General features: G+C 70.5%; 24 protein-coding genes. 17 read left to right on the top strand and 7 right to left on the bottom strand.

Annotated features, from left to right (window positions below; genetic code table 11):
* Positions 1-51: 51 nt before the first annotated feature.
* The 11 genes from ABZT49_RS09675 to ABZT49_RS09625 all read left to right on the top strand — a co-directional run bounded on the left by ABZT49_RS09675 (position 52) and on the right by ABZT49_RS09625 (position 11,479).
* Positions 52-603, top strand: coding sequence for a ubiquinol-cytochrome C chaperone family protein (locus tag ABZT49_RS09675; RefSeq protein ID WP_355285710.1), 552 nt, complete (start codon positions 52-54; stop codon positions 601-603).
* 162 nt (positions 604-765) lie between these two features.
* Entirely contained in the window at positions 766-1,272 is a 507-nt protein-coding gene (locus ABZT49_RS09670; protein ID WP_355285708.1) for a DUF177 domain-containing protein, read from the top strand.
* Between the two features lie 138 nt (positions 1,273-1,410).
* Positions 1,411-2,445, top strand: a complete 1,035-nt coding sequence (gene plsX / locus ABZT49_RS09665) for a phosphate acyltransferase PlsX (RefSeq protein ID WP_093569930.1) — start codon at positions 1,411-1,413, stop codon at positions 2,443-2,445.
* 30 nt (positions 2,446-2,475) lie between these two features.
* Positions 2,476-3,453 carry a beta-ketoacyl-ACP synthase III gene (locus ABZT49_RS09660; protein ID WP_355285706.1) on the top strand — a complete coding sequence of 326 codons (978 nt, stop codon included), beginning with the start codon at positions 2,476-2,478 and terminating at the stop codon, positions 3,451-3,453.
* A gap of 146 nt (positions 3,454-3,599) precedes the next feature.
* Positions 3,600-3,917 carry an integration host factor subunit alpha gene (locus ABZT49_RS09655; protein ID WP_355285704.1) on the top strand — a complete coding sequence of 106 codons (318 nt, stop codon included), beginning with the start codon at positions 3,600-3,602 and terminating at the stop codon, positions 3,915-3,917.
* A gap of 41 nt (positions 3,918-3,958) precedes the next feature.
* Complete coding sequence (locus ABZT49_RS09650) at positions 3,959-4,504, top strand: MerR family transcriptional regulator (RefSeq protein WP_355285703.1); 546 nt, start codon at positions 3,959-3,961, stop codon at positions 4,502-4,504.
* 270 nt (positions 4,505-4,774) lie between these two features.
* Positions 4,775-5,221, top strand: coding sequence for a hypothetical protein (locus ABZT49_RS09645; RefSeq protein ID WP_355285701.1), 447 nt, complete (start codon positions 4,775-4,777; stop codon positions 5,219-5,221).
* A 285-nt stretch (positions 5,222-5,506) separates the two neighbouring features.
* Positions 5,507-5,980 (top strand): 4-aminobutyrate aminotransferase, encoded by a 474-nt coding sequence (locus ABZT49_RS09640; protein ID WP_355285700.1) that lies wholly within the window; start codon positions 5,507-5,509, stop codon positions 5,978-5,980.
* Positions 5,981-6,345: 365 nt separating this feature from the next.
* The gene (locus ABZT49_RS09635) at positions 6,346-8,298 is read left to right on the top strand and encodes a PrkA family serine protein kinase (RefSeq protein WP_407943474.1); all 1,953 of its coding nucleotides are present in this window, start codon (positions 6,346-6,348) and stop codon (positions 8,296-8,298) included.
* 128 nt (positions 8,299-8,426) lie between these two features.
* Positions 8,427-9,743: a YeaH/YhbH family protein gene (locus ABZT49_RS09630; protein WP_355285696.1), complete on the top strand. Its 1,317-nt coding sequence runs from the start codon at positions 8,427-8,429 to the stop codon at positions 9,741-9,743.
* A gap of 155 nt (positions 9,744-9,898) precedes the next feature.
* Positions 9,899-11,479 carry a SpoVR family protein gene (locus tag ABZT49_RS09625; RefSeq protein ID WP_355285694.1) on the top strand — a complete coding sequence of 527 codons (1,581 nt, stop codon included), beginning with the start codon at positions 9,899-9,901 and terminating at the stop codon, positions 11,477-11,479.
* Between the two features lie 13 nt (positions 11,480-11,492).
* On the opposite strand, the gene ABZT49_RS09620 is transcribed toward ABZT49_RS09625, so the two are convergent.
* Positions 11,493-11,843: a DUF1476 domain-containing protein gene (locus ABZT49_RS09620; RefSeq protein ID WP_355285693.1), complete on the bottom strand. Its 351-nt coding sequence runs from the start codon at positions 11,841-11,843 to the stop codon at positions 11,493-11,495.
* A 155-nt stretch (positions 11,844-11,998) separates the two neighbouring features.
* Here ABZT49_RS09620 and ABZT49_RS09615 point away from each other — a divergent pair, with 155 nt between their 5' ends.
* Positions 11,999-12,490, top strand: a complete 492-nt coding sequence (locus tag ABZT49_RS09615; protein ID WP_355285692.1) for a ferritin-like domain-containing protein — start codon at positions 11,999-12,001, stop codon at positions 12,488-12,490.
* Positions 12,491-12,534: 44 nt separating this feature from the next.
* Positions 12,535-12,948, top strand: a complete 414-nt coding sequence (locus tag ABZT49_RS09610) for a VOC family protein (RefSeq protein ID WP_355285690.1) — start codon at positions 12,535-12,537, stop codon at positions 12,946-12,948.
* A gap of 285 nt (positions 12,949-13,233) precedes the next feature.
* Here ABZT49_RS09610 and ABZT49_RS09605 read toward each other — a convergent pair whose 3' ends face one another.
* The 4 genes from ABZT49_RS09605 to ABZT49_RS09590 form a co-directional block, all read right to left on the bottom strand.
* Positions 13,234-14,223 (bottom strand): glucokinase, encoded by a 990-nt coding sequence (locus ABZT49_RS09605; RefSeq protein WP_355285688.1) that lies wholly within the window; start codon positions 14,221-14,223, stop codon positions 13,234-13,236.
* Between the two features lie 122 nt (positions 14,224-14,345).
* A complete protein-coding gene (locus ABZT49_RS09600; protein ID WP_355285686.1) occupies positions 14,346-15,296 on the bottom strand; it encodes a 3-hydroxyacyl-CoA dehydrogenase family protein in 951 nt (316 codons plus the stop codon).
* A gap of 343 nt (positions 15,297-15,639) precedes the next feature.
* Complete coding sequence (locus tag ABZT49_RS09595; RefSeq protein ID WP_355285684.1) at positions 15,640-16,668, bottom strand: cyclase family protein; 1,029 nt, start codon at positions 16,666-16,668, stop codon at positions 15,640-15,642.
* Between the two features lie 378 nt (positions 16,669-17,046).
* Positions 17,047-17,733: a histidine phosphatase family protein gene (locus ABZT49_RS09590; RefSeq protein WP_355285682.1), complete on the bottom strand. Its 687-nt coding sequence runs from the start codon at positions 17,731-17,733 to the stop codon at positions 17,047-17,049.
* 203 nt (positions 17,734-17,936) lie between these two features.
* Between ABZT49_RS09590 and ABZT49_RS09585 the strand changes: the two genes are divergently transcribed.
* Positions 17,937-18,338: a PaaI family thioesterase gene (locus ABZT49_RS09585; protein WP_355285680.1), complete on the top strand. Its 402-nt coding sequence runs from the start codon at positions 17,937-17,939 to the stop codon at positions 18,336-18,338.
* Positions 18,339-18,467: 129 nt separating this feature from the next.
* Entirely contained in the window at positions 18,468-19,919 is a 1,452-nt protein-coding gene (locus ABZT49_RS09580) for an MFS transporter (RefSeq protein ID WP_355285678.1), read from the top strand.
* A 7-nt stretch (positions 19,920-19,926) separates the two neighbouring features.
* Here the strand turns inward: ABZT49_RS09580 and ABZT49_RS09575 are convergent, their stop codons facing one another.
* On the bottom strand, positions 19,927-20,859 hold the full coding sequence (locus ABZT49_RS09575) for a LysR substrate-binding domain-containing protein (RefSeq protein ID WP_355285676.1): 933 nt from the start codon (positions 20,857-20,859) through the stop codon (positions 19,927-19,929).
* On the opposite strand from ABZT49_RS09575, the gene ABZT49_RS09570 reads away from it, so the two are divergent.
* On the top strand, positions 20,833-21,123 hold the full coding sequence (locus ABZT49_RS09570; protein WP_355285675.1) for a hypothetical protein: 291 nt from the start codon (positions 20,833-20,835) through the stop codon (positions 21,121-21,123). The genes ABZT49_RS09575 and ABZT49_RS09570 overlap by 27 nt on opposite strands.
* 19 nt (positions 21,124-21,142) lie before the next feature.
* Here ABZT49_RS09570 and ABZT49_RS09565 read toward each other — a convergent pair whose 3' ends face one another.
* Positions 21,143-22,216, bottom strand: coding sequence for a nitronate monooxygenase (locus ABZT49_RS09565; RefSeq protein ID WP_355285673.1), 1,074 nt, complete (start codon positions 22,214-22,216; stop codon positions 21,143-21,145).
* Positions 22,217-22,572: 356 nt separating this feature from the next.
* On the opposite strand from ABZT49_RS09565, the gene ABZT49_RS09560 reads away from it, so the two are divergent.
* Positions 22,573-24,096: a DEAD/DEAH box helicase gene (locus ABZT49_RS09560; protein ID WP_355285671.1), complete on the top strand. Its 1,524-nt coding sequence runs from the start codon at positions 22,573-22,575 to the stop codon at positions 24,094-24,096.
* Positions 24,097-24,580: the final 484 nt, after the last annotated feature.

Genomic DNA, 24,580 nt, shown 5'->3' with positions numbered 1-24,580 from the left:
GAGTGAGGCCCCGCCGGCGCGGGGCGATGGCGGAAGGCGAGACACCTCACGATGATGCGAAACCCCTTCCGCCGCGAGGATGCCCGCCGGCGCGCCATTGAGGCGCTGCACGTCCGGATCAATGCCGGGGCCCGGGTGCCGGCGCTCTACCTCGATCTCGGCGTGCCCGACACGGTGGAGGGCCGGTTCGAGGCCCTGTGCCTGCACGTCGTGCTGGTGCTGCGCCACCTGCGCCGCCTGCCGGCCCCGGCGGCGGACATCGCCCAGGACCTCGTCAACTCGGTGTTCGCGCAGCTCGATTCGTCCCTGCGCGAGCTCGGCGTCGGCGACATGGGCGTCTCGAAGCGGATGAAGAAGCTGGCCCAGGCCTTCTACGGCCGCGCGAGCGCCTACGATGCCGCCCTCGATGCCGGCGACCGCGACGCGCTCGCGGCGGCGCTCGCCCGCAACGTGCTGGCGCGCGAGGAGCCGGAGGCGGCGCGAGGGCTCGCTTCCTACGTGGCGGCGGCCGATGCGGGGCTAGCCGCGACCGACCTCGACGCCCTGATGGCGACGGGCCCGGTCCTGCCCGATCCGGCGGGCTTCGCCGCGGGCCCGGCCTGACGCATCCCGCTCCGGAGAGGCCCGTCGCCCCATGGCGGCTCTTGCACCGGGGCGGGCCGCGACGCATCTCCAGCTGACGAGGGCCCGGCGGCCTGCGCGAGCGCCCGTCCAGGCTGCCACGCCCGTCCCCTCCCAATCCCAGGATCCGAGAAGGAGCCCTTGATGACCCCCGACAGCGTCGGCCCGTTCTCCCGCCCGATCCTGGTCGAGCGCACCCTGAAGACCGGCCAACCCGTCACCGTCGAGGCGAACGAGGAGGAGCGCGCGGCTCTGGCCCGCGATTTCGGCTTGCCCGGAATCGCGCGGCTCACCGGGACCTTCCGGCTCTCGGGCTCGCTGCACCGGCTCCAGGTCACCGGCACCGTCGAGGCGGCCGTCACCCAGACCTGCGTCGTGACGCTGGAGCCGTTCGACGGCACCGTGAGCGAGGAGGTCGACGTCGATTTCGCCGCCCAGGACGCCTTCGCGGGCACGCCGGCCGAGGATGCCGACATCCCCGACCCGATCGTCAACGGCCGTATCGACCTCGGGAGCCTGGCCGCCGAGTTCCTGGCGCTCGGCCTCGATCCGTATCCGCGAAAAGACGGCGTCGCCTTCGAGGAGCCGGCGGCCGAGGCGGAAGAGACGCCCTTTGCCGCGCTGCAAGGCTTGAAGGGCAAGGACGACTGACGGCGCCCGGAAGCCGCCGCATCGCGAAAAGACTTCAGAATTCGTTTGCGGCCTGGGCCCGGGTCGCTATTTTCCGCCGCGCCGCGGACCCCTCGTTCGCGCGTCCCCGGCGGATCCGAGAGGCTGTTCGACACCCCCATGTCCCAGAGAGTGCGCATCTCGCTCGACGCGATGGGCGGCGATCACGGCCCCTCGACGGTCGTGCCCGGTGCGGGGCTCGCCCGCGAGCGCCACCCCGAGACGACCTTCCTGATGTTCGGCGACGAGGCGGTGCTCACTCCCCTGGTCGCGGCCGAGCCGCGCCTGAAGGGCGCGGTCGAGATCCGCCACACCACCGTGGCGGTCGCCATGGACGAGAAGCCGAGCCAAGCGGTGCGCTCGGGCCGCGGCAAGTCGTCGATGTGGAAGGCGATCCAGGCCGTGCGCGACGGCGAGGCCGACGCCGCGGTGTCGGCCGGCAATACCGGCGCGCTCATGGCGATGTCGAAGATCTGCCTCAAGACGATGTCGCATATCGAGCGCCCGGCGATCGCCTGCCTGTGGCCGACGGTGCGCGGCGAGAGCGTGGTGCTCGACGTCGGCGCCACCATCGGCACCGACGCCAACCACCTCGTCGACATGGCGGTGATGGGCGCCGCGATGGCCCGCATCGTGTTCGACCTCGACCGGCCGACGGTCGGGCTCCTCAACGTCGGCACCGAGGAGATGAAAGGCAACGAGGCGGTCAAGGAGGCCGCGCGCATGCTGCGCGAGGGCGACCTGGCGGGGCTCGCCTATCACGGCTTCGTCGAGGGCACCGATCTCGGCCGCGGCACCGTCGACGTGGTGGTGACGGAAGGGTTCACCGGCAACATCGCGCTCAAGACCGCCGAGGGAACCGCCAAGCAGATCGCCGCGTACCTGAAAGGGGCGATGGGCCGGACCCTGATGGCGAAGATCGGCTACCTGTTCGCCCGCGGCGCCTTCCGGGCGCTGCGCGAGAAGATGAACCCGAGCCGGGCCAATGGCGGCGTGTTCCTCGGCCTCGAGGGCATCGTCATCAAGAGCCACGGCGCCGCCGACGCCGAGGGCTTCGCCGCGGCCGTCGACCTCGCCTACGACATGGCCCGCCACGACCTGATGCGGACGATCCGGGAGCGCCTCGACGCGACCCCGGCGCAAGCCTCAGCATGAAGACCGCCTCGGCCTAAGGGAGGACGCACCATGACCCGCCTTCGCTCGGTGGTGCGGGGCTGCGGCTCCTACCTGCCGCGGACCATCGTCACCAACGACGACCTCGCCGCCCGGGTCGAGACCTCGGACGACTGGATCATCCAGCGCACCGGGATCCGCCAGCGCCACATTTCCGAGCCCGACGAGACCACCTCGGTGCTCGGCATCAAGGCGGCCGAGGCCGCGTTGCGCGACGCCGACATCGATCCGTCGACGATCGACCTCGTGATCTGCGCCACCTCGACGCCGGACCACACGTTCCCGGCGACGGCGACGCAGATCCAGGCCGGGCTCGGCATCCAGACGGGCGCCGCCTTCGACCTCCAGGCGGTCTGCGCCGGCTTCGTCTACGCGGTCGCCACCGCCGACAAGTTCCTGACCACGGGTGCGGCCACCCGCGCCCTCGTCGTCGGCGCCGAGACCTTTTCACGCCTGCTCGACTGGGAGGACCGCACCACCTGCGTGCTGTTCGGCGACGGCGCCGGCGCCCTGGTGCTGGAAGCCCAGCCCGGCGAGGGCCATTCGGGCGATCGCGGCGTGCTGACGAGCCAGCTCCGGGCCGACGGCCGCCACCGGGAAAAACTCTACGTCGACGGAGGCCCGGGCTCGACCGGCACGACCGGCAAGCTGCGCATGGTCGGCAAGGAGGTTTTTCGCTTCGCCGTCGGCTCGGTCACCGACGTGATCGCGCAGGCCTTCGAGGCCACCGGCACCACCGCAGACGATCTCGACTGGTTCGTGCCACACCAGGCCAACCGCCGCATCATCGAGGCCTCGGCCGACAAGCTCGGCATCGCCCGCGAGAAGGTGGTGCTCACCGTCGACCGCCACGGCAACACCTCGGCCGCCTCGATCCCGCTGGCCCTCGACGCCGCCTGCCGCGACGGCCGGATCAAGCGCGGCGACCTCGTGATGATCGAGGCGATCGGCGGCGGCTTCACCTGGGGCAGCGCGTTGATCCGCTGGTAGGTCCACCGGGGCGAACGGCCGCGCGAGGCCGGCAAAGGACACGGGAAGCCGCCCGGCGCCCGGTTGACCCGGCGCGCATCGCCGATTAGCGTGCGCGATCATAGACATACGTTGTTCGTGAATCAGCCGCCCGGGGGAGCAGCACGATGGCAGGCAAGACGGTCACGCGGGCCGATCTGAGCGAGGCCGTCTACCAGCGGGTCGGCCTGTCGCGGACGGAATCCGCCGCCCTGGTGGAGACCGTGCTGTCGGAGATCTGCGGCTGCCTCTCCTCCGGCGAGACCGTGAAGCTGTCCTCGTTCGGCTCCTTCGTGGTGCGCGACAAGGGCAAGCGCGTCGGCCGCAACCCGAAGACCGGCGTCGAGGTGGCGATCGAGCCGCGCCGGGTGATGGTGTTCAAGCCCTCGAACGTCCTCAAGGCCCGGATCAACGGCGAGGCCGCCCCGGAGGACGACGACAGTTGAGCCCGCCCGGGCGCCGCACGGGCTGATTCAGGATCGGGCCGATGACCGGGACGCCGATCGAGGACGAGGATCTCTCGGAGTCCGGCGGAGCCGACACCCCCGGCCGCGCCCTTCTGCCCGAGAAGGGACTTTTGCCCGAGAAAGAACTTTTGCCTGAGAAAGAACCTGGCGCCTTCCGCACCATCAGCGAGGTCGCCGAGGACCTCGACCTGCCCCAGCACGTGCTGCGCTTCTGGGAGACCCGCTTCACCCAGGTCCGCCCGCTCAAGCGCGGCGGCAACCGGCGCTACTACCGCCCCGACGACGTCGACCTCCTGCGCGGCATCCGCCGCCTGCTCTATGGCCAGGGCTACACGATCCGCGGCGCCCAGCGGGTGCTGCGCGAGCGCGGCATGCGCTTCGTCCAGGCGGTCGGCCGCGGCGAGCAGGTCGCCCCCGCCTTCGTCGAATCAGACCACGAGCCGGAGCCCGAGACCGCTCCGCCGCCGCTCGGGCGCGCGGACCGGGCGAGCCTCACCGCGGTGCTGGACGAGTTGCGGGCGTGCCGGCGGTCGTTGGCCAGGTTGCGGAGAGCGGATCAGGTTTGACGCCGGCGCGTGCGAGTGACGGCAGCGCCGATCGTTCGGCAGTCCGGAACGCATCACGATCTCTCCGGTCTTCTCCGCTTCCGCTCGACGGAAAACCGCATCCTCCGGGTCATTCCGGGGCCGCGAAGCGGAGCCCGGAATGACCCGGAGGATGTCAGATGCGTCGTTGCAACGGTCGGCGTCGCAGCCGCATCGCTCCGCACCTCGTCCCACCGGCTTTATTTTCTGTTCCGTTTCAGAACCGAACGCCCGGACCGGCGTTACGGGCACATGGCCGAGCCCCGCCGCCACGTTTCCCCGACGACCGAGTTGATCGCGCGGCTGATGCGCGTCGTACGCACCTGCCCGGAAGCGACCGCCGACGTGCTCGAACTGGTGCTGCTGGTGAGCCAGATCGAGGCGATCCCGGTCGTCGACCGCGACTACCGCGACGCGAAGAGGGTGATCGCGCGGCTGCGCCAGCCGCTCTGGGACATGACGCCCGATCAGCGCAAGGTGCTGGCCCGCGCCGCCGACACGATTCGCGACGCCTGCCGCCTGCGCGAGAGCGATATCCCGGCCGACCCGATCGGCGATGCCGGCGAGCGGGCGCGGATCGAGCGCGGGCTCGCCTCGGCCCTTGCGGGCGAGTTCACGCCGGCCCAGATCGCCCGGGTGACCGGCGCGACCCTGGCGGTGCTGCAGGCGGCGGCCGGCGACGGGCCTGGGGGGGACTGAAATGATCGGCGACTATCCGGTCGAGGGCAGGGGCTACTGGATCTGGCTCGGCGGCGTGGCCCTGCTCGGGCTGTTCAACCTGTTCGTGATGCTGGTCCTGCATTGAGAGCAGCAGACGAAACTCCCGTCGCGCCGACGCTGCCACAGCGGGACATGGCGGTGACCGGGAGTTTCGCGAGAGGCACCAGGACGGTTTCCGCTCCGGAACCCGCGCTCCGGGCCTCGACGGCGGCCGGGCCGCTCCCCACATGCGGCCGGCATCCCCTCGGAGAGCTTGAGAGCCACATGACCAGCCCTTATCCCCCGACCCTGGCGCTCGCCGTCCTGATGGCCGCCGGGCCCGTGCTGGCCGCAGGCCCCGCTCTGGCGCAGGCCGCCAAGGTGCGCGAGCACTCCGTCGCCTCCGGCAAGCAGGTCCGGCTCGTGATGGTGCCGAACCTGAAGAAGGATTGCTCGCTCGGGCCGCAGCCCGAACTGAAGGTGACGGGCGCGCCCAAGAACGGCGCCACGATCCAGCGCGCCGGCAAGGTGAAGACGCCGGCCACCTATCGCTGCCCGAACGTCGAGGCCAACGTCCAGGCCCTGTTCTACGAGAGCAAGGCCGGCTTCACCGGCACCGACGAGGTCACCGTCGAGATCAAGGGCACCGACGGCGCCCTGAGCACCCAGACCATCAAGCTCACGGTCGGGGCCGCCGGCACCAAGGAAGGCCCAAAGGACGGTAAGGACGGCGCGAAGAAGGATTCCGTCGACCTCTGAGCCCCGGCCCGGCACCCTGTGCGCAGGACCCTGCCGTAGGGCGAAACGAAGCGGGAACGCTGACCTCGCGGCCGGCGTTCCTCCTTCAGTCCCGCGGGGCTGCCGACGGCGCTCCGGGGGGTGTGGAAAAACCGGAACAGGCGTGTCCTTTACGGCACAGAGCCGTTGGGTCACCGGCTTTCGCCTTGGCGGATCTGCAACTTTACCGGCCGCCGCGGCACGCGCCTTGCCCGCAGCCGGCCTGCATACAGGCTCCTGGCCGCCTCCGCACCCCTCCTTCCGTCGCCGCGCTGCGACAAACATGGGGATATCGATTGCATCCGAGGCGGGACAGGATGATCCTGGCGATGTCGTGAGGGTCCGGAATGCCAATGCCGTCAGCGAGCGACCTCTTTCAAACTTTCGCGCGCAGCTACGAGTCCCGCCGGGACGCGGAGCTGTCCCTGTCCGAATATCTCGAAGCCTGCCGTGACAATCCCCTGATGTACGCGAGTGCGCCGGAGCGCATTCTCGACGCGATCGGGAAGCCGGAGTTCATCGATACGGCGCGGGATCCGCGCCTGGGCCGGATCTTCATGAACCGGACCATTCGGACCTATCCTGCCTTCTCCGAGTTCTACGGCATGGAGGAGACGATCGAGCGCATCGTCTCGTTCTTCCGCCATGCCGCGCAGGGGCTCGAAGAGCGCAAGCAGATCCTCTACCTGCTGGGTCCCGTGGGCGGCGGCAAGTCGTCCCTGGCCGAGCGGCTCAAGGCCCTGATGGAGGTCCATCCCATCTACGTGCTCAAGGCCGGCAACGAGATGAGCCCGGTCTTCGAGAGCCCGCTGGTGCTGTTCGACCCCGAGACGATGGGGGCGATGATCGAGGAGCGCTACGGCGTGCCGCGGCGGCGCCTCACCGGCCTGATGAGCCCGTGGTGCCTCAAGCGCCTCGACGAGTTCGGCGGCGACATCTCGAAGTTCAAGGTCGTCAAGGTCAACCCGTCGCGCCTGCGCCAGATCGGTATCGCCAAGACCGAGCCGGGCGACGAGAACAACCAGGACATCTCGTCCCTCGTCGGCAAGGTCGACATCCGCAAGCTCGAAACCCTCAGCCAGGCCGATCCCGACGCTTATTCCTACTCAGGCGGCCTCAACCGGGCGAACCAGGGCATCCTCGAATTCGTCGAGATGTTCAAGGCGCCGATCAAGATGCTGCACCCCCTGCTCACCGCGACGCAGGAGGGCAACTACGTCGGCACCGAGAATATCGGGGCGATCCCGTTCACCGGCATCATCCTCGCCCACTCGAACGAGGCCGAGTGGCAGAGCTTCAAGACCAACAAGAACAACGAAGCCTTCATCGACCGCATCTACGTCATCAAGGTGCCGTACTGCCTGCGGGTGACCGAGGAGCAGCGGATCTACGAGAAGCTGGTTTCGGGGTCCGAGCTCGCCAACGCCCGCTGCGCCCCCGGCACGCTGGAGATGCTGGCCCGGTTCTCGGTGCTCTCGCGCCTGCGCGAGCACGCGAACTCGAACGTCTTCTCCAAGATGCGGGTCTATGACGGCGAGTCCCTGCGCGAGGTCGATCCCCGCGCCCGCTCGATGCAGGAATACAAGGACACCGCCGGCGTCGACGAGGGCATGGACGGGATCTCCACCCGCTTCGCCTTCAAGGTGATGGCCGCCACCTTCAACCACGACACCACCGAGGTCTCGGCCGACCCGGTCCACCTGATGTACGTCCTCGAGCAGTCGCTGCGCCGCGAGCAGCTGCCGCCCGAGACCGAGAAGCGCTACCTGGAATTCATCAAGGGTGAGCTGGCGCCGCGCTACGCGGAGTTCATCGGTCACGAGATCCAAAAGGCCTACCTCGAATCCTACCACGATTACGGCCAGAACCTGTTCGACCGCTACATCGACTATGCGGATGCCTGGATCGAGGACCAGGACTTCAAGGACCCGGAGACCGGGCAGCTGCTCAACCGCGAGCTCCTGAACCAGGAGCTGACCAAGATCGAGAAGCCGGCGGGCATCGCCAACCCGAAGGATTTTCGTAACGAGGTGGTGAAGTTCGCTCTGCGCTCGCGGGCCCAGCATGGCGGACGCAACCCGTCCTGGACCTCCTACGAGAAGATCCGCGAGGTGATCGAGCGGCGGATGTTCAGCCAGGTCGAGGAGCTGCTGCCGGTGATCTCCTTCGGCTCGAAGAAGGACAGCGAGACCGAGAAGAAGCACGGCGAGTTCGTCGAGCGGATGAGGGACCGCGGCTACACCGAGCGCCAGGTCCGCCGCCTGGTCGAGTGGTACATGCGCGTCAAGCAGGCTGGCTAAAACGTAGGCAGACCATCGCGGCCCGCGGGAAAAAGTGTCCCGCGGGCCGTCCGGCCTCCCCCGAGTGGAGCGGTGGCGGGGGACGGCCCCGATACGGTATGATGGCGTGATCGGAGAGCGCGAAGCGGATGCACATCATCGATCGACGCCTCAATCCCGGCGGCAAGAGCCTGGCGAACCGGCAGCGTTTCCTGCGCCGGGTCCGGGACGTGGCTCAGCGCGCCGTGCGCGAGGCGGCCCGGGAGAAGGACATCAAGGACCTCGGCAAGGACGGCAACGTCACCGTTCCGGTCGACGGCGTGCGCGAGCCGAAATTCACCCGCAACCCCTCGACCGGGATCAACGACCACATCCTGCCCGGCAACAAGACCTACATCGAGGGTGACCTGATCGAGCGCCCGCCGGGCGGCGGCGGGGGAGGCGGCGGCAGCGGCGAGGGCAGCGACGGCGGGGCGGACGGCGAGGACACGTTCCGCTTCGTCCTCACCCGCGAGGAATTCCTGGAGCTCTTCCTCGAAGACCTGGAGCTGCCCGACCTCGCCAAGCGCCGCCTCGCGGTGGTCGAGACCGCCACCCTGCGCCGGGCCGGCTACACGGTGTCCGGCTCGCCCGCCAACCTCGCGCTCGGGCGTACCCTGCGCAACTCGCTGTCGCGGCGCATCGCCCTCAAGCGGCCGAAGGCCGCCGAGATGGAGGCGCTGGAGGCGGAGATCCGGGCGCTGGAGGAGAGCCAGCCGGACGCGGTGATCCTCGACGAGCTGAAGGCGGAGCTGGAGCGGCTGCGCACCCGCTCGCAGCGCATTCCCTACGTCGATCCGATCGACCTGCGCTACCGGCGCTTCGAGCCCTATCCGCGCCCCGTCGCCCAGGCGGTGATGTTCTGCCTGATGGACGTCTCGGGCTCGATGACCGAGCACATGAAGGACCTCGCCAAGCGGTTCTACATCCTGCTCCATATCTTTCTCACCCGGCGCTACAAGCACGTCGAGATCGTCTTCATTCGCCACACCGACCACGCCAAGGAGGTCGACGAGGAGACGTTCTTCGGCTCGCGCGAGACCGGCGGCACCCTCGTCTCCTCGGCTCTGGTCGAGATGAAGCGGATCATCGCCGAGCGCTACAACCCCGAGGACTGGAACATCTACGCCGCGCAAGCCTCGGACGGCGACAACGTGTCGAGCGACGGCCCCACCTCGCAGGATCTGCTGCGCTCCGCGATCCTGCCGGCCTGCCAGTACTTCGCCTATCTCGAGGTCGGCGACGAGGGCGGGCCGCGGGCGGGCTTCGTCGAGCACCGCACCACCCTGTGGCGCACCTACGAGCCGGTCGCGAAGACCAACTCGGTGCTGGCGATGCGCAAGGTCAACCACCGCCGCGACATCTACCCGGTCTTCCGCGAGCTGTTCGCCCGCAACAAGGCCGGGCAGGAAACGGCGTCACCGTAAGCGAGGCGCGGCCCCGCGCGGGCCGCGCCGGTCAGGTTCAGGGTTCGCATCCCGCCGGGGGATGCTCCAGAGTCAGTTCAGCCGCATTTTCTTCGACGAACCGGTACCCACTTCGTCGGAAAATGCTCGAGAGACACCGGGAGGTTCGACGCCCGATGAGTTCCGCCACCTTCGGCGCGCGGCCCGCCGGCCCGGCCGTGATCACCAAGAACACCCCGCTCTTCACCGGCAACGACTGGGACTTCGACACGATCCGGCGCATCCACGACGCCTGCGAGGCGATCGCCGGGCCGGAGCTCGGCCTGAGCTGGTACCCGAACCAGATCGAGATCATCACCGCCGAGCAGATGCTGGACGCCTACGCGTCGATCGGCATGCCTTTGTTCTACAAGCACTGGTCGTTCGGCAAGCACTTCGCCCAGCACGAGGCCGGTTACCGCCGCGGCCTGATGGGCCTGGCCTACGAGATCGTTATCAATTCCGACCCGTGCATCTCCTACATCATGGAGGAGAACACGGCGACGATGCAGACGCTGGTCATCGCCCACGCCGCCTTCGGCCACAACCACTTCTTCAAGAACAACTACCTCTTCCGCCAGTGGACCGACGCGGAAGGCATCCTCGATTACCTGGACTTCGCCAAGACCTTCATCACCCGCTGCGAGGAGCGCTACGGCCACAACGCCGTCGAATCGGTGCTCGACGCCGCCCACGCGCTGATGAACCAGGGCGTCCACCGCTATCCGCGCAAGAAGCGGCCCGACCTCTCCTCCGAGCAGCGCCGCGAGCGCGAGCGCCAGGAGCACCAGGAGAGGATGTACAACGACCTCTGGCGCACCCTGCCGGCCAAGACCCAGGCCGGCCGGCCGGACCCGCAGGCCGAGCGCCGCCGGGCACTGCTGGAGCTGCCGCAGGAGAACATCCTTTACTTCCTGGAGAAGGCAGCGCCGCGGCTCCAGCCGTGGCAGCGCGAGATCCTGCGCATCGTCCGACACGTGGCGCAGTACTTCTACCCGCAGCGCCAGACCAAGGTGATGAACGAGGGCTGCGCCACCTACAACCACTACCGGATCATGACCCGGCTGTCCGAGACCGGGCAGATCGACGAGGCGGCCTACCTCGAATTCCTGCAATCGCACACCAACGTGATCCGTCAGCCGACCTACGACGACCGGCATTACGGCGGGCACAACCCTTATGCCATCGGCTTCGCCATGATGACGGACATCGCCCGCATCTGCACCGAGCCGACGGAGGAGGACCGGGCCTGGTTCCCCGACATCGCCGGCAGCGGCGACCCGATGGGCGTGCTGCGCGACGTCTGGGCCAACTATCGCGACGAGAGCTTCATCGCGCAGTTCCTCAGCCCGAAGCTGATGCGCCAGCTGCGGCTGTTCCACGTCACCGACGATCCGGACAAGCCGGAATTGCGGGTCGAGGCGATCCACGACGAGCGCGGCTATCGGAAGTTGCGCCGGGCCTTCGCCCGGCAATACGACGTCGCCTGGCTCGACCCCGACATCGAGGTGGTCGACGTCGACCTCGAGGGCGACCGCAAGCTGATCCTGCACCACAAGGTGCTCAACCGCGTCCTGCTCAACAAGGACGATGCGATGCGGGTGCTCCAGCACCTCGCCGACCTGTGGGGCTACGACGTCCTGATGAAGGAGGTCGACACCGCGACCGGCGCCGTGCTCAAGGAGCACACCGCCAGCGCGCGGCCGACCTTCTTCTGATCAACTCTCTCGATCAGCTCGCCCTGGCCTGCTCGCGCACGGTCCGGGCCGCCTCGGCACCGTAGCGGGCGATCAGCCCCGGCAGTTCGTCGGCCTCGGCCTCGACGCCCCCGGCGGCGAGGTCGGCGCGCAGCCGCTCGGCCAGGGCCTCGTCCGCGGTGCGGCCGGGGGCGGGGGGGACCGAGCCCGCCTCGACCAGCCGGCTCTTGTAGGCCTCGGCCTCGCGTCCGCCGAGGTTCAGGCGTTCGCACATCCAGGCGCCGAGCATCTTGTTGCGCCGGGCGAGAGCGAGGAAGCGCAATTCCTCGTCCAGGGCGAACAACGCCTCGGCGGCCCGTTCCCGCTCCTCGAACATCGTGGTCATGGCGTCGTCTCCCTCGGATCCACGCCCCTCACCTATGACAATGGCGACGATCGGTTCCCGGAACCAGGGCCCGTCGCAAGGCCGTGATCCCATCAGGAACGAAGCGGGCCGCCCGCGAGTTGCCGGGGCACATCGGTACCCCACGGGAGCATCTCATGGCCGACGACAAGAACCTTCGGGCGCTCTTCCTGCACCAGCTGAAGGACACCTACTTCGCCGAGAACGCGATCCTGAAGGCGCTGCCGAAGATGGCGCAGGCCGCCCGCTCGGAGGAACTGCGCGGCGCGCTCAGCGTCCATGTTGAGGAGACCCGCGAGCAGGTGAAGCGTCTCGATCAGGTGTTCCGGAGCGTCGGAGAGAAGCCGGAGGGCGTCACCTGCCAGGCGATCCAGGGCATCATCGCCGAGGGCGAGGAGGTGATGCAGGAATTCTCCGGCAGCGAGGCGCTCGATGCCGGGCTGATCGCCGCCGCGCAGGCGGTGGAGCATTACGAGATCACCCGCTACGGCACCCTTCTGGCCTGGGCCAAGCAGCTGGGCCTGGGTGAGGCCGAGGGCCTGATCAAGGAGACCCTGGTCGAGGAGGAGAACACCGACGAGCTCCTGTCGGAGCTCGCGGAGGAGGCCGTCAACCCGGCCGCCGCGTAACCGCCGGGACCGCCCGCGCGTTCACCCGGTCGGGAGGTGGCGCCATGCCGGAGATCGCCGGGATCCTCGAGACGGTCCTCTACGTCGACGACCTCGCGCGGGCGGCCGCGTTCTGGGGTGGGCCGATCGGCCTGCCCTGCCTCCACGAGGACCACCGGATGCGGGCCTACGACGTCGCCGGGCGCGGCGTCCTGCTGCTGTTTCCCCGCGGCGGCTCGCTCCACCCGATCGCGACACCCGGGGGCACCATCCCGCCGCATGACGGCTCGGGTCCGCTGCACCTCGCGCTCTCGATCCCGGCCGGCGCGCTGGAGGCGTGGGAGCGGCACCTGACCGCGCACGGCATCCCGATCGAGGGACGGACGACTTGGCCGCGCGGCGGCATCAGCCTGTATTTCCGCGATCCGGACGGGCATCTGGTGGAGCTGGCGACGCCGGGATTGTGGAAGGGGTATTGAGGGATCTCTCCGGCCGGCCCGTGGGCGCATCAGCAGCGAGAGGTGCCAGAATCACAGATCGTTCATCCTCCTCGTCATTCCGGGGCCGCGCAGCGGAGCCCGGAATCCATAACCGCGGATGGTTCAGAATAGAGTGGGACGCTATTCGCCCCTCTCGCATCGAACTGAGGTTCTGGATTCCGGGCTCTGCATTCGTGGCCCCGGAATGACGAGGAGGGCATGAATCCTGTCGAGTTCACCGAACAGGCTCCCCGAGGCAGAGCGAGAACTGCCGATGAGCTTTCCTCACGCCGTCCAATGCTGCCCGTCATACGCGAACCGGTCCGGCTGGCAGGCGAGCGCCGAGAGGCCGGCGAGCGCCGGGTCGGCGATGGTGATGACGCAGGTCGGGATCTGTTTCATCCGGTCGGAGAAGGGCGGCTTGTGCTCGAAGGCCTGCCGGAAGTCCCCCTCGTTGAGCAGGTCGAGGATCCGGGGCACGATGCCGCCGCCGATATAGACGCCGCCGGTCGCCAGGAAGGTGAGGGCGAGGTCGCCGCAGACGCGCCCGAGCAGCCTGGAGAACACCCGGAGCGTCCGCCGCGCCGCCGGATCCTCGCCCGACATCCCGCGCTCGGTGATGTCCTTCGCGTCCCTCTCGCCGCCGCCGAGGCCGGCATGGAGCCGGGACAGGCCGGGGCCGGAGAGCAGGGACTCGACGGTGATGCGGCCTTCGATCCGGGCGAGGCGCGGCCAGAATTCGAACTCTTCCGCATTGCTCGGCCCGAAATCGGTGTGGCCGGCCTCGGTCGACACGATGGCGAGCTGGTTACCGTAGGGCACGAGGCCGGCGGCGCCGAATCCGGTGCCCGGACCCAGCACCAGGCGCGCGCCACCGTCGGGGCAGAGGGTCGGGCCGATCTGCTCAAGGATCGAGCGGTCACGCCCGGCCGGGTCGAGGGCGGCGGCGCCGGCCGCCACCGGCACGTAGTCGTTGACGATCCGGCAGCTGGCGAGGCCGAAATCGCGGCCGATCCGCTCGCCCTCGATCACCCAATGGGCGTTGGTGAGGTGGACCGCCGGTCCGTCGACCCGGGCGGCCACCGCCAGGATGGCGGAGCGGGGCGGGGCGACCGTGCTCTGCGCCAGGGCCGCGCGGATCGCCGCGCTCGGATCGGGATAGGCAGCGGTCTTCTCATGGGCGAGCACGACGGGCTCGACCCCCGGCTTCTCCTGCACGGCGAAGCGCGCGTTGGTGCCACCGATGTCGCCGAACAGGACCGGGAACTCGAACATGGCCGCCGCCTCGCCTCCGGAGCACTCACACACCCCGGTTATAGCGCCGCCGCGGCCCCGGTCGACGGGCTGAGTGTCTCTCATACGACTCCCGACCGCGTCGGGAGTCGTATGAGGTGCACCTACTCGCCTTCCATCCGGCCGACCTGCTTCATCGCCTGCTTGAGGGCGAGCAGGCGGCGGTCGCGGTCGCGAAACAGCTCGGCCGGGTCACGCCCGCCCCAGTCGAAGAAGCCCTTGCCGGCCATCACGCCGGTGCGCCCCTGGGCCACCAAGTCGTCGATCGCCTCCGAGCGGGTGCGCGAAGGCGGCGGGCTGTAGCTCGCATTGGCAAGCGCGTGGCGTAAGAGTTCGATGCCGGTGAAATCCGCCTTGGCGAGGTGGCCGAGGATCGGGATGCGGAGCGCCAAGCCGTGGATGATCGCGTCGTCGATCTCGCGCGCCGAGGCCACGCCCTCGTCGAGCAGGTGGTAGACCTCGGCCGAGATCGCCGACTGGATCCGGTTGGCGACGTAGCCCGGGATGAAGCGCTTGAGCACGATCGGCACCTGGCCCAGGCCGAGGACGAGCTGGCGCGCCTCCTCGATCACCGCCGGGTCGGTGTGGGGGCCCGGCACCACGTCGACGAGGTCGACGATGTAGGGCGGGGTATACCAGTGCATCACCAGGGCGCGCGCCTGCCGGCCTTCCGGGATCAGCGGGAAGACGTCGAGGTAGCTGGTGTTGCTGGCGATCCGCGTCTCGGGACCGCAGAGCCGGTCGAGCTCGGAAAACAGCGCGCGCTTCGCCTCCGGGTTCTCGGTGATCGCCTCGATGACGAGGTGTGCCCCGGCGACGGTGGCGCCGAGGTCGGGTTCGAGGCGGATGGCGTCCGCCGCCCGCTCCGGCGTCCAGTCGGCCGAGACGGCGCCGGCCTCGCGCAGGGTGTCGAGGGCGGAGGCGATCAGGCCCGGCACCCGCTCCAGGGTCTCCGGCCGGCTGTCGGTCAGCCGCACCCGGTGCCCGCCCAGCGCCAGGACCAGGGCGATGCCGTGCCCCATCAGCCCGGCCCCGATGACCGCGATCTCGCTCATGATCGTCCTCCCGTGTTGGTTCGTTGTGATTGTGCCAGAACAGCCTGGATCGACGGCGATGCGCATCACCGCCTCGTCCCACCCGCGACCTCATCCTGAGGTGCGACCGCAGGGAGCCTCGAAGGAGGCCTCCAGCAACCTCCGCGATTTCTGGAGGCCTCCTTCGAGGCTCCGCGATCTTCGATCGCTCCACACCTCAGGATGAGGTCGTGGGTGGGAAGAACATCGTGGCGCGGCTCATACCCGCCACCACGCCCCGGCTGTGCGACGTTCCGCTCCCACCGCCATCCCGCCTCCCAGGCGTGAAGAGCCGCACGGTCATCCGATCCTCATGGTGTCCCGATCACACGGTCGCGATCGGCGTCGTCGGCGAGCCGACCGCGCCGGGCAACCGCAGGGGCGGCGCGGTGAGGAGGAAGCGGTGGCGGCCATGCGCCCGCAGCCAGGTGGCGAGCGGGGTGAGGTGCCACAATTCGCCGAGATTGACCCCGAGGCGGAACAGGCAGTGCTCGTGGAGCGGCAGGGTGGCGCAGCACCCCTCCGCCGGCATCGCCGGGTGGACCTCGACGGCGTAATTGTCGGCGATGAGGGCGGCCAATCCCGAATCGGTGATCCAGTTCAGGAGCTTGCGGTCGCGCCCGTCGAGCCCGGCGCAGAGGTCGTGGACCACGGCCGGATCGGGGTTGCGGTTCATGCCGAGCAGCCGCTCGGAAAAGCCCGTATGCAGGCAGACCATGTCGCCGGGCTCGACCGTGACGCCGTCCGCGTCGAGGATGCGGCGCAACCCGTCGTAGCCGACCGCCACCCGCGCGTCGCCGAGATGCGCGTGGAGATCGATCATCACTCCGCGGCCCTGCATGCCGCGCTCGGCCAGCCGCTCGATGCCGAGGGCCTGGGCGCGGGACGGCGCGCCCGCTTCTTCCGGCGTCGTCGGCCCGGTGATGTCGGAGCCGGCGCGGAAGCCGTTGTAGTAGACCGGCCGCGGGGTGCCGTCGCCCTCGACGTCGAACAGCGAGCCGACATGGGCGAGGCTGTCCCACTGCGTCGAGTATTGCAGGTGGAGCACCGCGAGGTCGTCGCTGATCACGTCGGTGGCGTCGGGCACCTCCTCGCAGACCAGGAAGTTCATGTTCGGCCGGCCGCTCGCCCGCATGGTCGGGCGGATCTGCGGCGGGTGACGGCGCGGGTTGAGGACGTTGCCGCCCGGATAGTCGAGGGGCAGGCTGAGGCAGAAGGTCAGACCCTCCCGCACCTCGGCCGCACCCTGGCGCACCTTCTCGGCGGTCAGCAGGTTGAGCCGGCCGAGCTCGTCGTCGGGGCCGAAATCGCCCCAGGTCGAGCCCTCCGGGCGGCGGCGCCAGCGGAGCGTCATGCGTGCGGCCCTCGCGGCTGGGACCGGGCCCGGGGCCGAGCGGTCGTCGCCGCGAGGGCCGGCTCGTACCGACGGACGGCGACCGTGCCGCCGAGATCCTCAGCCGCCCTGCGGGCCGCCGCGGTGCGGCCGGGCCCGTGCGGATTGCCCGCGGGTGCCCGCTGCGCGCAGGCCGCCCCCTGCCGAGCCATGCTCGGCACCACCACGGCCGGAGCCGCCGCCTGACGCGTTGTCCTCACCCGGTCCGTCCTTCATTCAAAGACGTTCGTTCGTGCGGTACGCCGTCGAGGGCGCCCGGGTGCATGGTCCGGACAAGGGGACCCGGTTGTCAACCGCCGCCCAGGCAGGCCGGCGCTGAAAAACCGGTATGGCCGCGCTTCAGGCCGCCGGCCCGGCCCCCTCCGCCGCCCCGAGCCAGGGCTGGGCGTTCACCATGCCGACGCGCCAGCCAGTCCCGTCCGGGCTAGCGTAATGGTCGAGGCGGGTGAGCGAGCAATTCTCGATCGCGAAGGCGAGGCCGCCCTGGGGCGACAGGTTCAGCGCCTGCGCGATCGCCGCCCGGATCGTACCGCCATGGGCCACCGCCACGATGTCGCGGCCGCGATGCTCGGCGGTGAGCTCGTCGACCGCCGCCGTCACCCGGGCGTACAGCTCCGAGAAGCTCTCGCCGCCCGGCGGGCGCTCCTCGGCGGGGGCGAACCAGTAGCTCGCGGCGTCGGGCTGGCGCTCGGCGAAGAAGCGCGCCCGGTCCCGGCCCTGCCATTCGCCGAGATCCTGCTCGGCGAGGGCCGGCAGGACGGTGAGGCGCGGCACCCGGCCGTCCACCGTGAAGTCGCCGGCCTGCCACAGGGCCTCGGCGGTCTGGCGGGTGCGGCCGAGATGGCTCGCAACCCAGACCGCGCCGCGGGGCAGCACCGGGGCGAGGCCGGAGAAGACATGGGCGTCGCCGCAATCGCACGCGATGTCCTGGCCGCCATAGATGCGGCCGCCATCGCCCCGCACGGGGGCGTGACGCACCCACCACCAGCGGGTGCGGACGAAGGAGGAGGGGGGCGAAGCGCTCATGGATTCTCTTTGCATCGCGCCTCGGCCGCGGGAGGCCGGGGCGTTCGGCGCGTCGGCGCCGGCGCACGAAAGGGGGGCGGCCTTGCGGGCTCGCCCTGCCTGGGCGGACGACGCCGTCCGCCCCTGCGGCGGGAGCATAGCGCGATTTGCCAGGCCGGCGAACTCTCCGCATAGGTGCGGCACGCGAGGACCGGAGCGGATCGATGGACGAGGCGGATACCAGCTTGATCTACGGAGCGGACATTCCGTTCGCCCGGCTCTGCGGCATCGAGGCGCTGGAGATCGTCGAGGGGCGCACCCGCCTGCGCCTGGAGCTGGGGCCGCGGCACGGCAACAATCTCGGCATCGCCCATGGCGGCATCCTCTGCACGCTGCTCGACATCGCCATGGGCACGGTGGCCCGGCTCACCGCCGGCCGGCCGGTGGTGACCCTCGACATGCAGACCCGCTTCCTCTCGCCCGGCCACGGCGTGCTCCTGGCGGAAGGCCGGGTGGCGCGGGCCGGGCAGTCGATCCTGTTCTGCGACGCCGAGATCCGCGACGAGGCCGGGCGGGTGGTGGCGACATCGACGGGCGTGTTCAAGCCGGTCGGCGCCAAAGGGTAGGGGCGCCGGGGCCCGGGCCTCGCCGCAGGGCTTCGGCGGCCGGGCCATGTTTCCGGCCTGTTGCGGGTTCCCATCGCGCCGCCGGGAGCCATCTTGTCGGGACGAGCCCCGCCCGCGAAAAAGGCCCCGATGACGCGTTCCCTCAGCCCTCGCACCGCGCCCGGCGGCGTGATCGAGACGGACGTCTCGGCCCGGCTCGACCGGCTGCCCTGGGGCCGGTTCCACACCCTGGTGGTGCTGGCGCTCGGCATCACCTGGGTGCTCGACGGGCTGGAGGTGACGCTGGCCGGGGCGCTCGCCGGCGCCCTCAAGGCGAGCCCGACGCTGCACTTCTCCAACGCCGAGATCGGGCTCGCGACGTCGAGCTACCTCGCCGGCGCGGTGCTCGGGGCGGTCGGCTTCGGCTGGCTCACCGACCGGTGGGGGCGCAAAAAGCTCTTCTTCATCACCCTGGCGGTGTACCTCGCGGCCACCGCCGCCACCGGCCTGTCCTGGAACCTGTGGAGCTTCTGCCTCTTCCGCTTCCTCACCGGGGCCGGCATCGGCGGCGAGTACACGGCGATCAACTCGACGATCCAGGAGCTGATCCCGGCCCGGGCCCGGGGCTGGACCGACCTCGTCATCAACGGCAGCTTCTGGCTCGGCGCGGTGCTCGGCGCCGGCACCTCGCTGGTCGTGCTCGATCCCGCCCTGTTCGGGCCGGATACCGGCTGGCGCGTCGCCTTCGGGCTCGGCGCCTTCCTCGGCCTCGTCATCCTGTTCCTGCGGACCTGGATCCCCGAGAGCCCGCGCTGGCTGATGACCCACGGGCGGCACGAGGAGGCCGAGGCGCTGGTGGCCGGGATCGAGGCGCGCTTCCGCGCCGAGGGCCACACCTTGAGCGACGGCCCGTTCCCGAAGGCGCGCCTGCGCCAGCGCAGCCACACCCCGCTCGCCGAGGTGTTCTCGGCCCTCAAGACCTACCGGCAGCGGGCCTGGGTCGGGCTGGCGCTGATGTCGGCCCAGGCCTTCTTCTACAACGCGATCTTCTTCACCTACGCGCTGATCCTGATCGACTTCTACCGCGTGCCGGCGGACGGCGTCGGCTGGTACATCCTGCCCTTCGCCGCCGGCAATTTCTTCGGGCCGGTGCTGCTCGGGCGGCTGTTCGACACGGTCGGCCGCAAGCCGATGATCGCCTTCACCTACGGGATGTCGGGCGTGCTGCTGGCCCTGAGCGGGTGGGCGTTCCAGCAGGAGATCGTGACGGCCACGACCCTGACCTTATGCTGGATGGCGGTGTTCTTCTTCGCCTCCGCGGCGGCGAGCTCGGCCTATCTCACGGTGAGCGAGGTGTTTCCGCTGGAGATCCGGGCGCTCGCCATCGCGCTGTTCTACGCCGTCGGCACCTCGGTCGGGGCGGTGGGACCGGCCTTGTTCGGGGTGCTGATCGAGGGCCAGTCCCGTAACGCCATCCTCGGCGGGTATCTCCTGGCCTCCGGTCTGATGATCGCCGCCGGAGCGGTGGCGGGGATCTGGGGCGTGGCGGCGGAGCGGAAATCGCTGGAGGATGTGGCGAAGCCGCTGGCGGCCGCGGAGTGAGGCGGGGTCAGGGCGGTCCGCCGGGATCGGGCTGCAACACGGCCAGCTCGCTCACCAGGGTCGCCCGCGCGCAGGCGCTGAAGGCCGCCACGAGGCGGTCCTGCGTCCGCAAGGGCGGAAAGACGAGGGCGAAGACCACCGGCAGGGCGGGCGCGAAGCGGCGGATCTCGATCGGCGAGACCTTCGCCTCCTCGTAGGCCGCCAGGGGATTCATCAGGCTGACGCCAATGCCGGCCGCGACAAGGGTACAGACCGCCGAGCCGAGACCGGCCTCGGCCGCGACCGAGCGCCGGATCCCGGCCGCCTCGAACACCGCGTCGATCCGCACGCGCAGGGGATTGCCGACCGGCGGCTCGATGAAGGGCTCCCCGGCGAGATCGGCCGGGCCGAGGACGGCCTGGCGCGCCAGCCGGTGGCCCCGGGGAAGCACCGCCACGCAATCGAGGCTCAGCAGCGGATCCGCCTGCACGCTGCCCTGCGCGCCGTACAGCATGGTGAGGCCGGCATCGCAGAAGCCTTCGGCGATCCACTTGCCCACCGTGCCCTCGTCGCCGGCATGGATCGAGACCGTCACCCCTGGATTCTCCAGCTTGAACCGGGCGACGGAGCGGGCGAGCAGCCCGCCGGCCAAGCGCGGCATGGCCGCGACGCTCAGGCGGCCGGCCCCGAACAGGCGGATATCGGCCGCCGCGGCTTCGAGGCTGGCCAGGCCGATGCAGGCCCGCTCGACCTCGTGATGGAAGCGCTCCGCCTCGACGGTGGGGGAGAGGCGGCTGCCGCTGCGCTCGAACAGCGGCAGCCCGGTGATCGCTTCGAGCTGCCCGATCAGCCGGCTCACCTGCGGCTGCGACGTGGCGGCACCTAGCGGCAAGTCGGCATCGCCGCCGCCCATGGCCTGGACGCCCTGGCGACGATGGGGGATCGACTCGCCGAGGATCACGCCCGGGCGCACCGGCTCGGCGCCGGCTTGAACCGCCTCGGCCCGACCTTGAGCGCCTCGGCCCCGCAGACCAACATCGTGCAGGTCGATCTGTCGCGCAGCGGGCACGACAGCGCGGCCTGGCTCGGGAAGCTGGAGGCGCGGGGAGTCCTGGCGAGACCTCTTGGATTGTGGACGCTGCGCCTCGTCACCCATCGCCACATCGACGACGAGGCCGTGGAGGCCGCGATCCGGGCCTTCCAATCCTGCCTGGAGCAAGAATAGGGACGAGCCGGGCTGCCGCTCAGCACAACAGCCCCTCGACCCCCTCCCAGATCTCCCCGACCACCTCGCCCGCCGGCACCGCCCGCGCCAGGCCCGCCGCCTGCCCGGCCCAGGCCTGCATCCGGGCGAGGTCGCCCTCTTTCACCGCGGCCTCGCGCATCGCCTGCGTCAGGCCGCGCTGGACCGGGTAAGGGGCGGGGGCCGGCACGTCCGACCCGGCCGCAGCCGCCACGTAGGCGGTCGCGAGGCTGCGGCCGGTGCGGCCGCTGAAGGCGCGGGTGAGGCGGGTCTCCTCCGGGCGCGCTCGTCCGAGACCGTCGGCCCAGGCCGACGGGATCCCGGCCTCGGGGCTGCGCAGGAAGCCGGTGCCGATCTGCACGGCGCTGGCCCCCAGGAGCAATGCAGCCGCAGCCCCGCGGGCCTCGGCGATGCCGCCGGTGGCGACGACCGGAACGCTCACCGCATCGACGACCGCCGGCAGCAAGGCCATCAGGCCGACCGCTCCGGTCTCGGCCCTGCTTGCATCGAAGGCGCCACGATGGCCGCCGGCCTCCGCACCCTGCACCATGACAGCGTCGGCCCCGGCCTCCTCGGCCGCCAGCGCCTCCGCCACCGTCGTGACGGTGGCCCACCAGGCGATGCCGTGCGCCTTCAACCGGGCGACGAAGGCCGGGGGGTAGAGCCCCATGATCGAGGAGACGATGCGCGGCCGGGCCGCGATCAGCGCCTCGCATTGGGCAGCGAAGTCGGGGGGTGCCGCGTCGCCGGCCTCCGGCGATACCGCCGGTCCGAAGCGGCCGAGGAAGGCGCGCAGGGCGTCCTCCCAAGCGGGATCGCGCGCCGGGGCGGGATCGGGGATCCACAGGTTGATCTGGAACGGGCCCGCCTCCCGCACCGCATCGGCCCAGGCCAGGATCGCCGCCGGCTGCATGAGCAAGGCGCCGCAGGCCCCGAGCCCGCCCGCCCGCATCACCGCGAGCGAGAGCGCCGGCGGGCAGGCCCCGGCCATCGGGGCGAGGAGCAGCGGCCGGCGCAGGCCGTGAGCGGCGGCGAAGGACTCCGCACGGGCGAGGGCGGGGTGGCGGGCGGACATGACGGCGGCTCCGGCCGAGAGAACTCTCCGGGCGTATCAATCACCGCGCGGGACCACAGGGCAAGCGCCTGCCGCAAAGCTGCCGCGCGAGCGACGCAGCGTCCGCCGATTGACTTCGCACCCGCACAACGCCATATGGCGGATTGCAGCGTCAGCGGCCGATCGTGGTCCGCTCGAGAGGGCTGCGTGACGGATTTCGCCGCGGCACCTGCGCGGCAGGCCCGGCCCTCTCTTAATCGCTGATCCCTTCGGATCGCTCCATCACGCGGGCGGTCTCCCGACATAGGATCGCGATGAGGGCTGCGCATGGCGCGCGCCTTGCGGCGATCCCGCTGCCAAATTCCAAGAAGATTCCCTTGACCCAGTTCACCGATTTCGGCCTCGCGGCGCCGCTCCTGAAGGCGCTCGCCCAGGCCGGCTACGTCACGCCGACCCCGATCCAGGCGCAGGCGATCCCGCCGGCCATGCAGGGCAAGGACCTGTGCGGCATCGCCCAGACCGGCACCGGCAAGACCGCCTCCTTCGCGCTGCCGATCCTGCACCGTCTCGCCACCGAGGGTGCGGCCAAGCCGGCGCCGCGCCGCAGCTGCCGCGTGCTGGTGCTCGCCCCGACCCGCGAGCTCGCCAGCCAGATCGCCGACAGCTTCAAGGAGTACGGCCAGTTCCTGAAGCTCACCACCACGGTGGTGTTCGGCGGCGTCACCATCGGCCGTCAGGAGCGGGCGCTCGCCAACGGCGTCGATGTCCTCGTCGCCACCCCGGGCCGGCTCCTCGACCTGATCGACCGCCGCTCGCTCACCCTCGATGGCGTCGAGTACCTGGTCCTCGACGAGGCCGACCAGATGCTCGACCTCGGCTTCATCCATGCCCTGAAGCGCATCGTGAAGCTGCTGCCGGCCCAGCGCCAGAGCCTGTTCTTCTCGGCCACCATGCCGAAGAACATCGCCGGCCTCGCCGACCAGTACCTGAAGAACCCGGTTCAGGTGGCGGTGACCCCGGTCGCCACCACCGCCGAGCGGGTCGACCAGAAGGTCGTCTTCGTGCCGACCGGCTCGAAGCAGTCGCTGCTCGCCACGATCCTGCGCGATGAGACGATCGACCGGGTGCTGGTCTTCACCCGCACCAAGCACGGCGCCGACCGCGTGGTGCGCGGCCTGGAGCGCGACGGCATCGGCTCGGCGGCGATCCACGGCAACAAGTCGCAGCCGCAGCGCGAGCGGGCGCTCGCCGCCTTCCGGGCCGGCACCTGCCGGGTGCTGGTTGCGACCGACATCGCCGCCCGCGGGATCGACGTCGATGGCGTCTCGCACGTCGTCAACTTCGACCTGCCGAACGTGCCGGAGGCCTACGTCCACCGCATCGGCCGCACCGCGCGCGCCGGCAAGGACGGTCTGGCGATCTCGTTCTGCAACGACGAGGAGAAGGCCTACCTCCGCGATATCGAGCGCCTGACCCGCCAGAAGGTGCCGGTGATGGCGATCCCCGAGGGCTTCGTGCCCCCGAGCCGCGAGGAAGCCGCCCAGGCCGTGGCCGAGGCCGAGCGTGACCGGCGCCAGCCCGGCCCGCGCGGCCAGCGTCCCGGCGGCGGCCGCCAGGGCCAGCAGCCCGGCCAGCGCCAGGGCCGTCCCGGCGGCGGCCAGGGTCAGCCGCGCCACGGCGCCGGCCGGCCGCAGGAGCACCGCGAGCCGCGGGCTCATGACGGCCGCGGCGGCCAGGACGCCCGCGGCGGGCACGAGGGCCGGCAGGGTCGCCCGCAGGGCCAGCAGAACCGTCCCCAAGGCGGCCAGCGCGCCGACGGCAACCGCCAGCAGCGCCCGGCGGGCGGCGGCGGCAACCGCGACGGCCGCGCGATCGGCTGGCTCGACCGCGCCCCGCGCTGACGGCCTGATCCACTTCGACTGATCGGAAGCCCGCGCTCCACCCGGAGCGCGGGCTTCCTGCATTCAGCGACCCTGGCGTCGCTGCCTGAAAGCCATTCGGCGCGACCGCAGGGGAGGGGGCTTCACGGCAGGTCTCTCCGCCGAACAGGCCCGGCTCCGAAGCGTCGATCGCCACCGATGCGGATCCGATGCACGGTTCCCGGCTCGGGCGAGTTGACAGGCGAGCCGGCTACCCTTAGACAGCCGCTCACCGACGGGGCGCCGAGACGAACGGCCAGCCCCACCGGACTTCCTCAGAGAAGATAAAGCAAGGGCCAGGGCAACCCGGCGCTGCTTTCTGTTCTCTAAGGGTACGAGATCTGGCTCCGGCCCGATCAGCTCTTTGATAAGTTCATACGAGAAAGAGAAGCGTGGACGGCGTCGTCCCTGCGGGCCGGTTTCTTCGAAACCGGTCGTGAGTAGGATGATGCTGGTCTGACGTTTC

This window comes from Methylobacterium sp. EM32 (assembly GCF_040593685.1).
Lineage (GTDB): Bacteria > Pseudomonadota > Alphaproteobacteria > Rhizobiales > Beijerinckiaceae > Methylobacterium.
The sequence above is the reverse complement of the archived record's forward strand: the minus strand, read 5'-3'. Positions and strand labels throughout refer to the sequence as shown.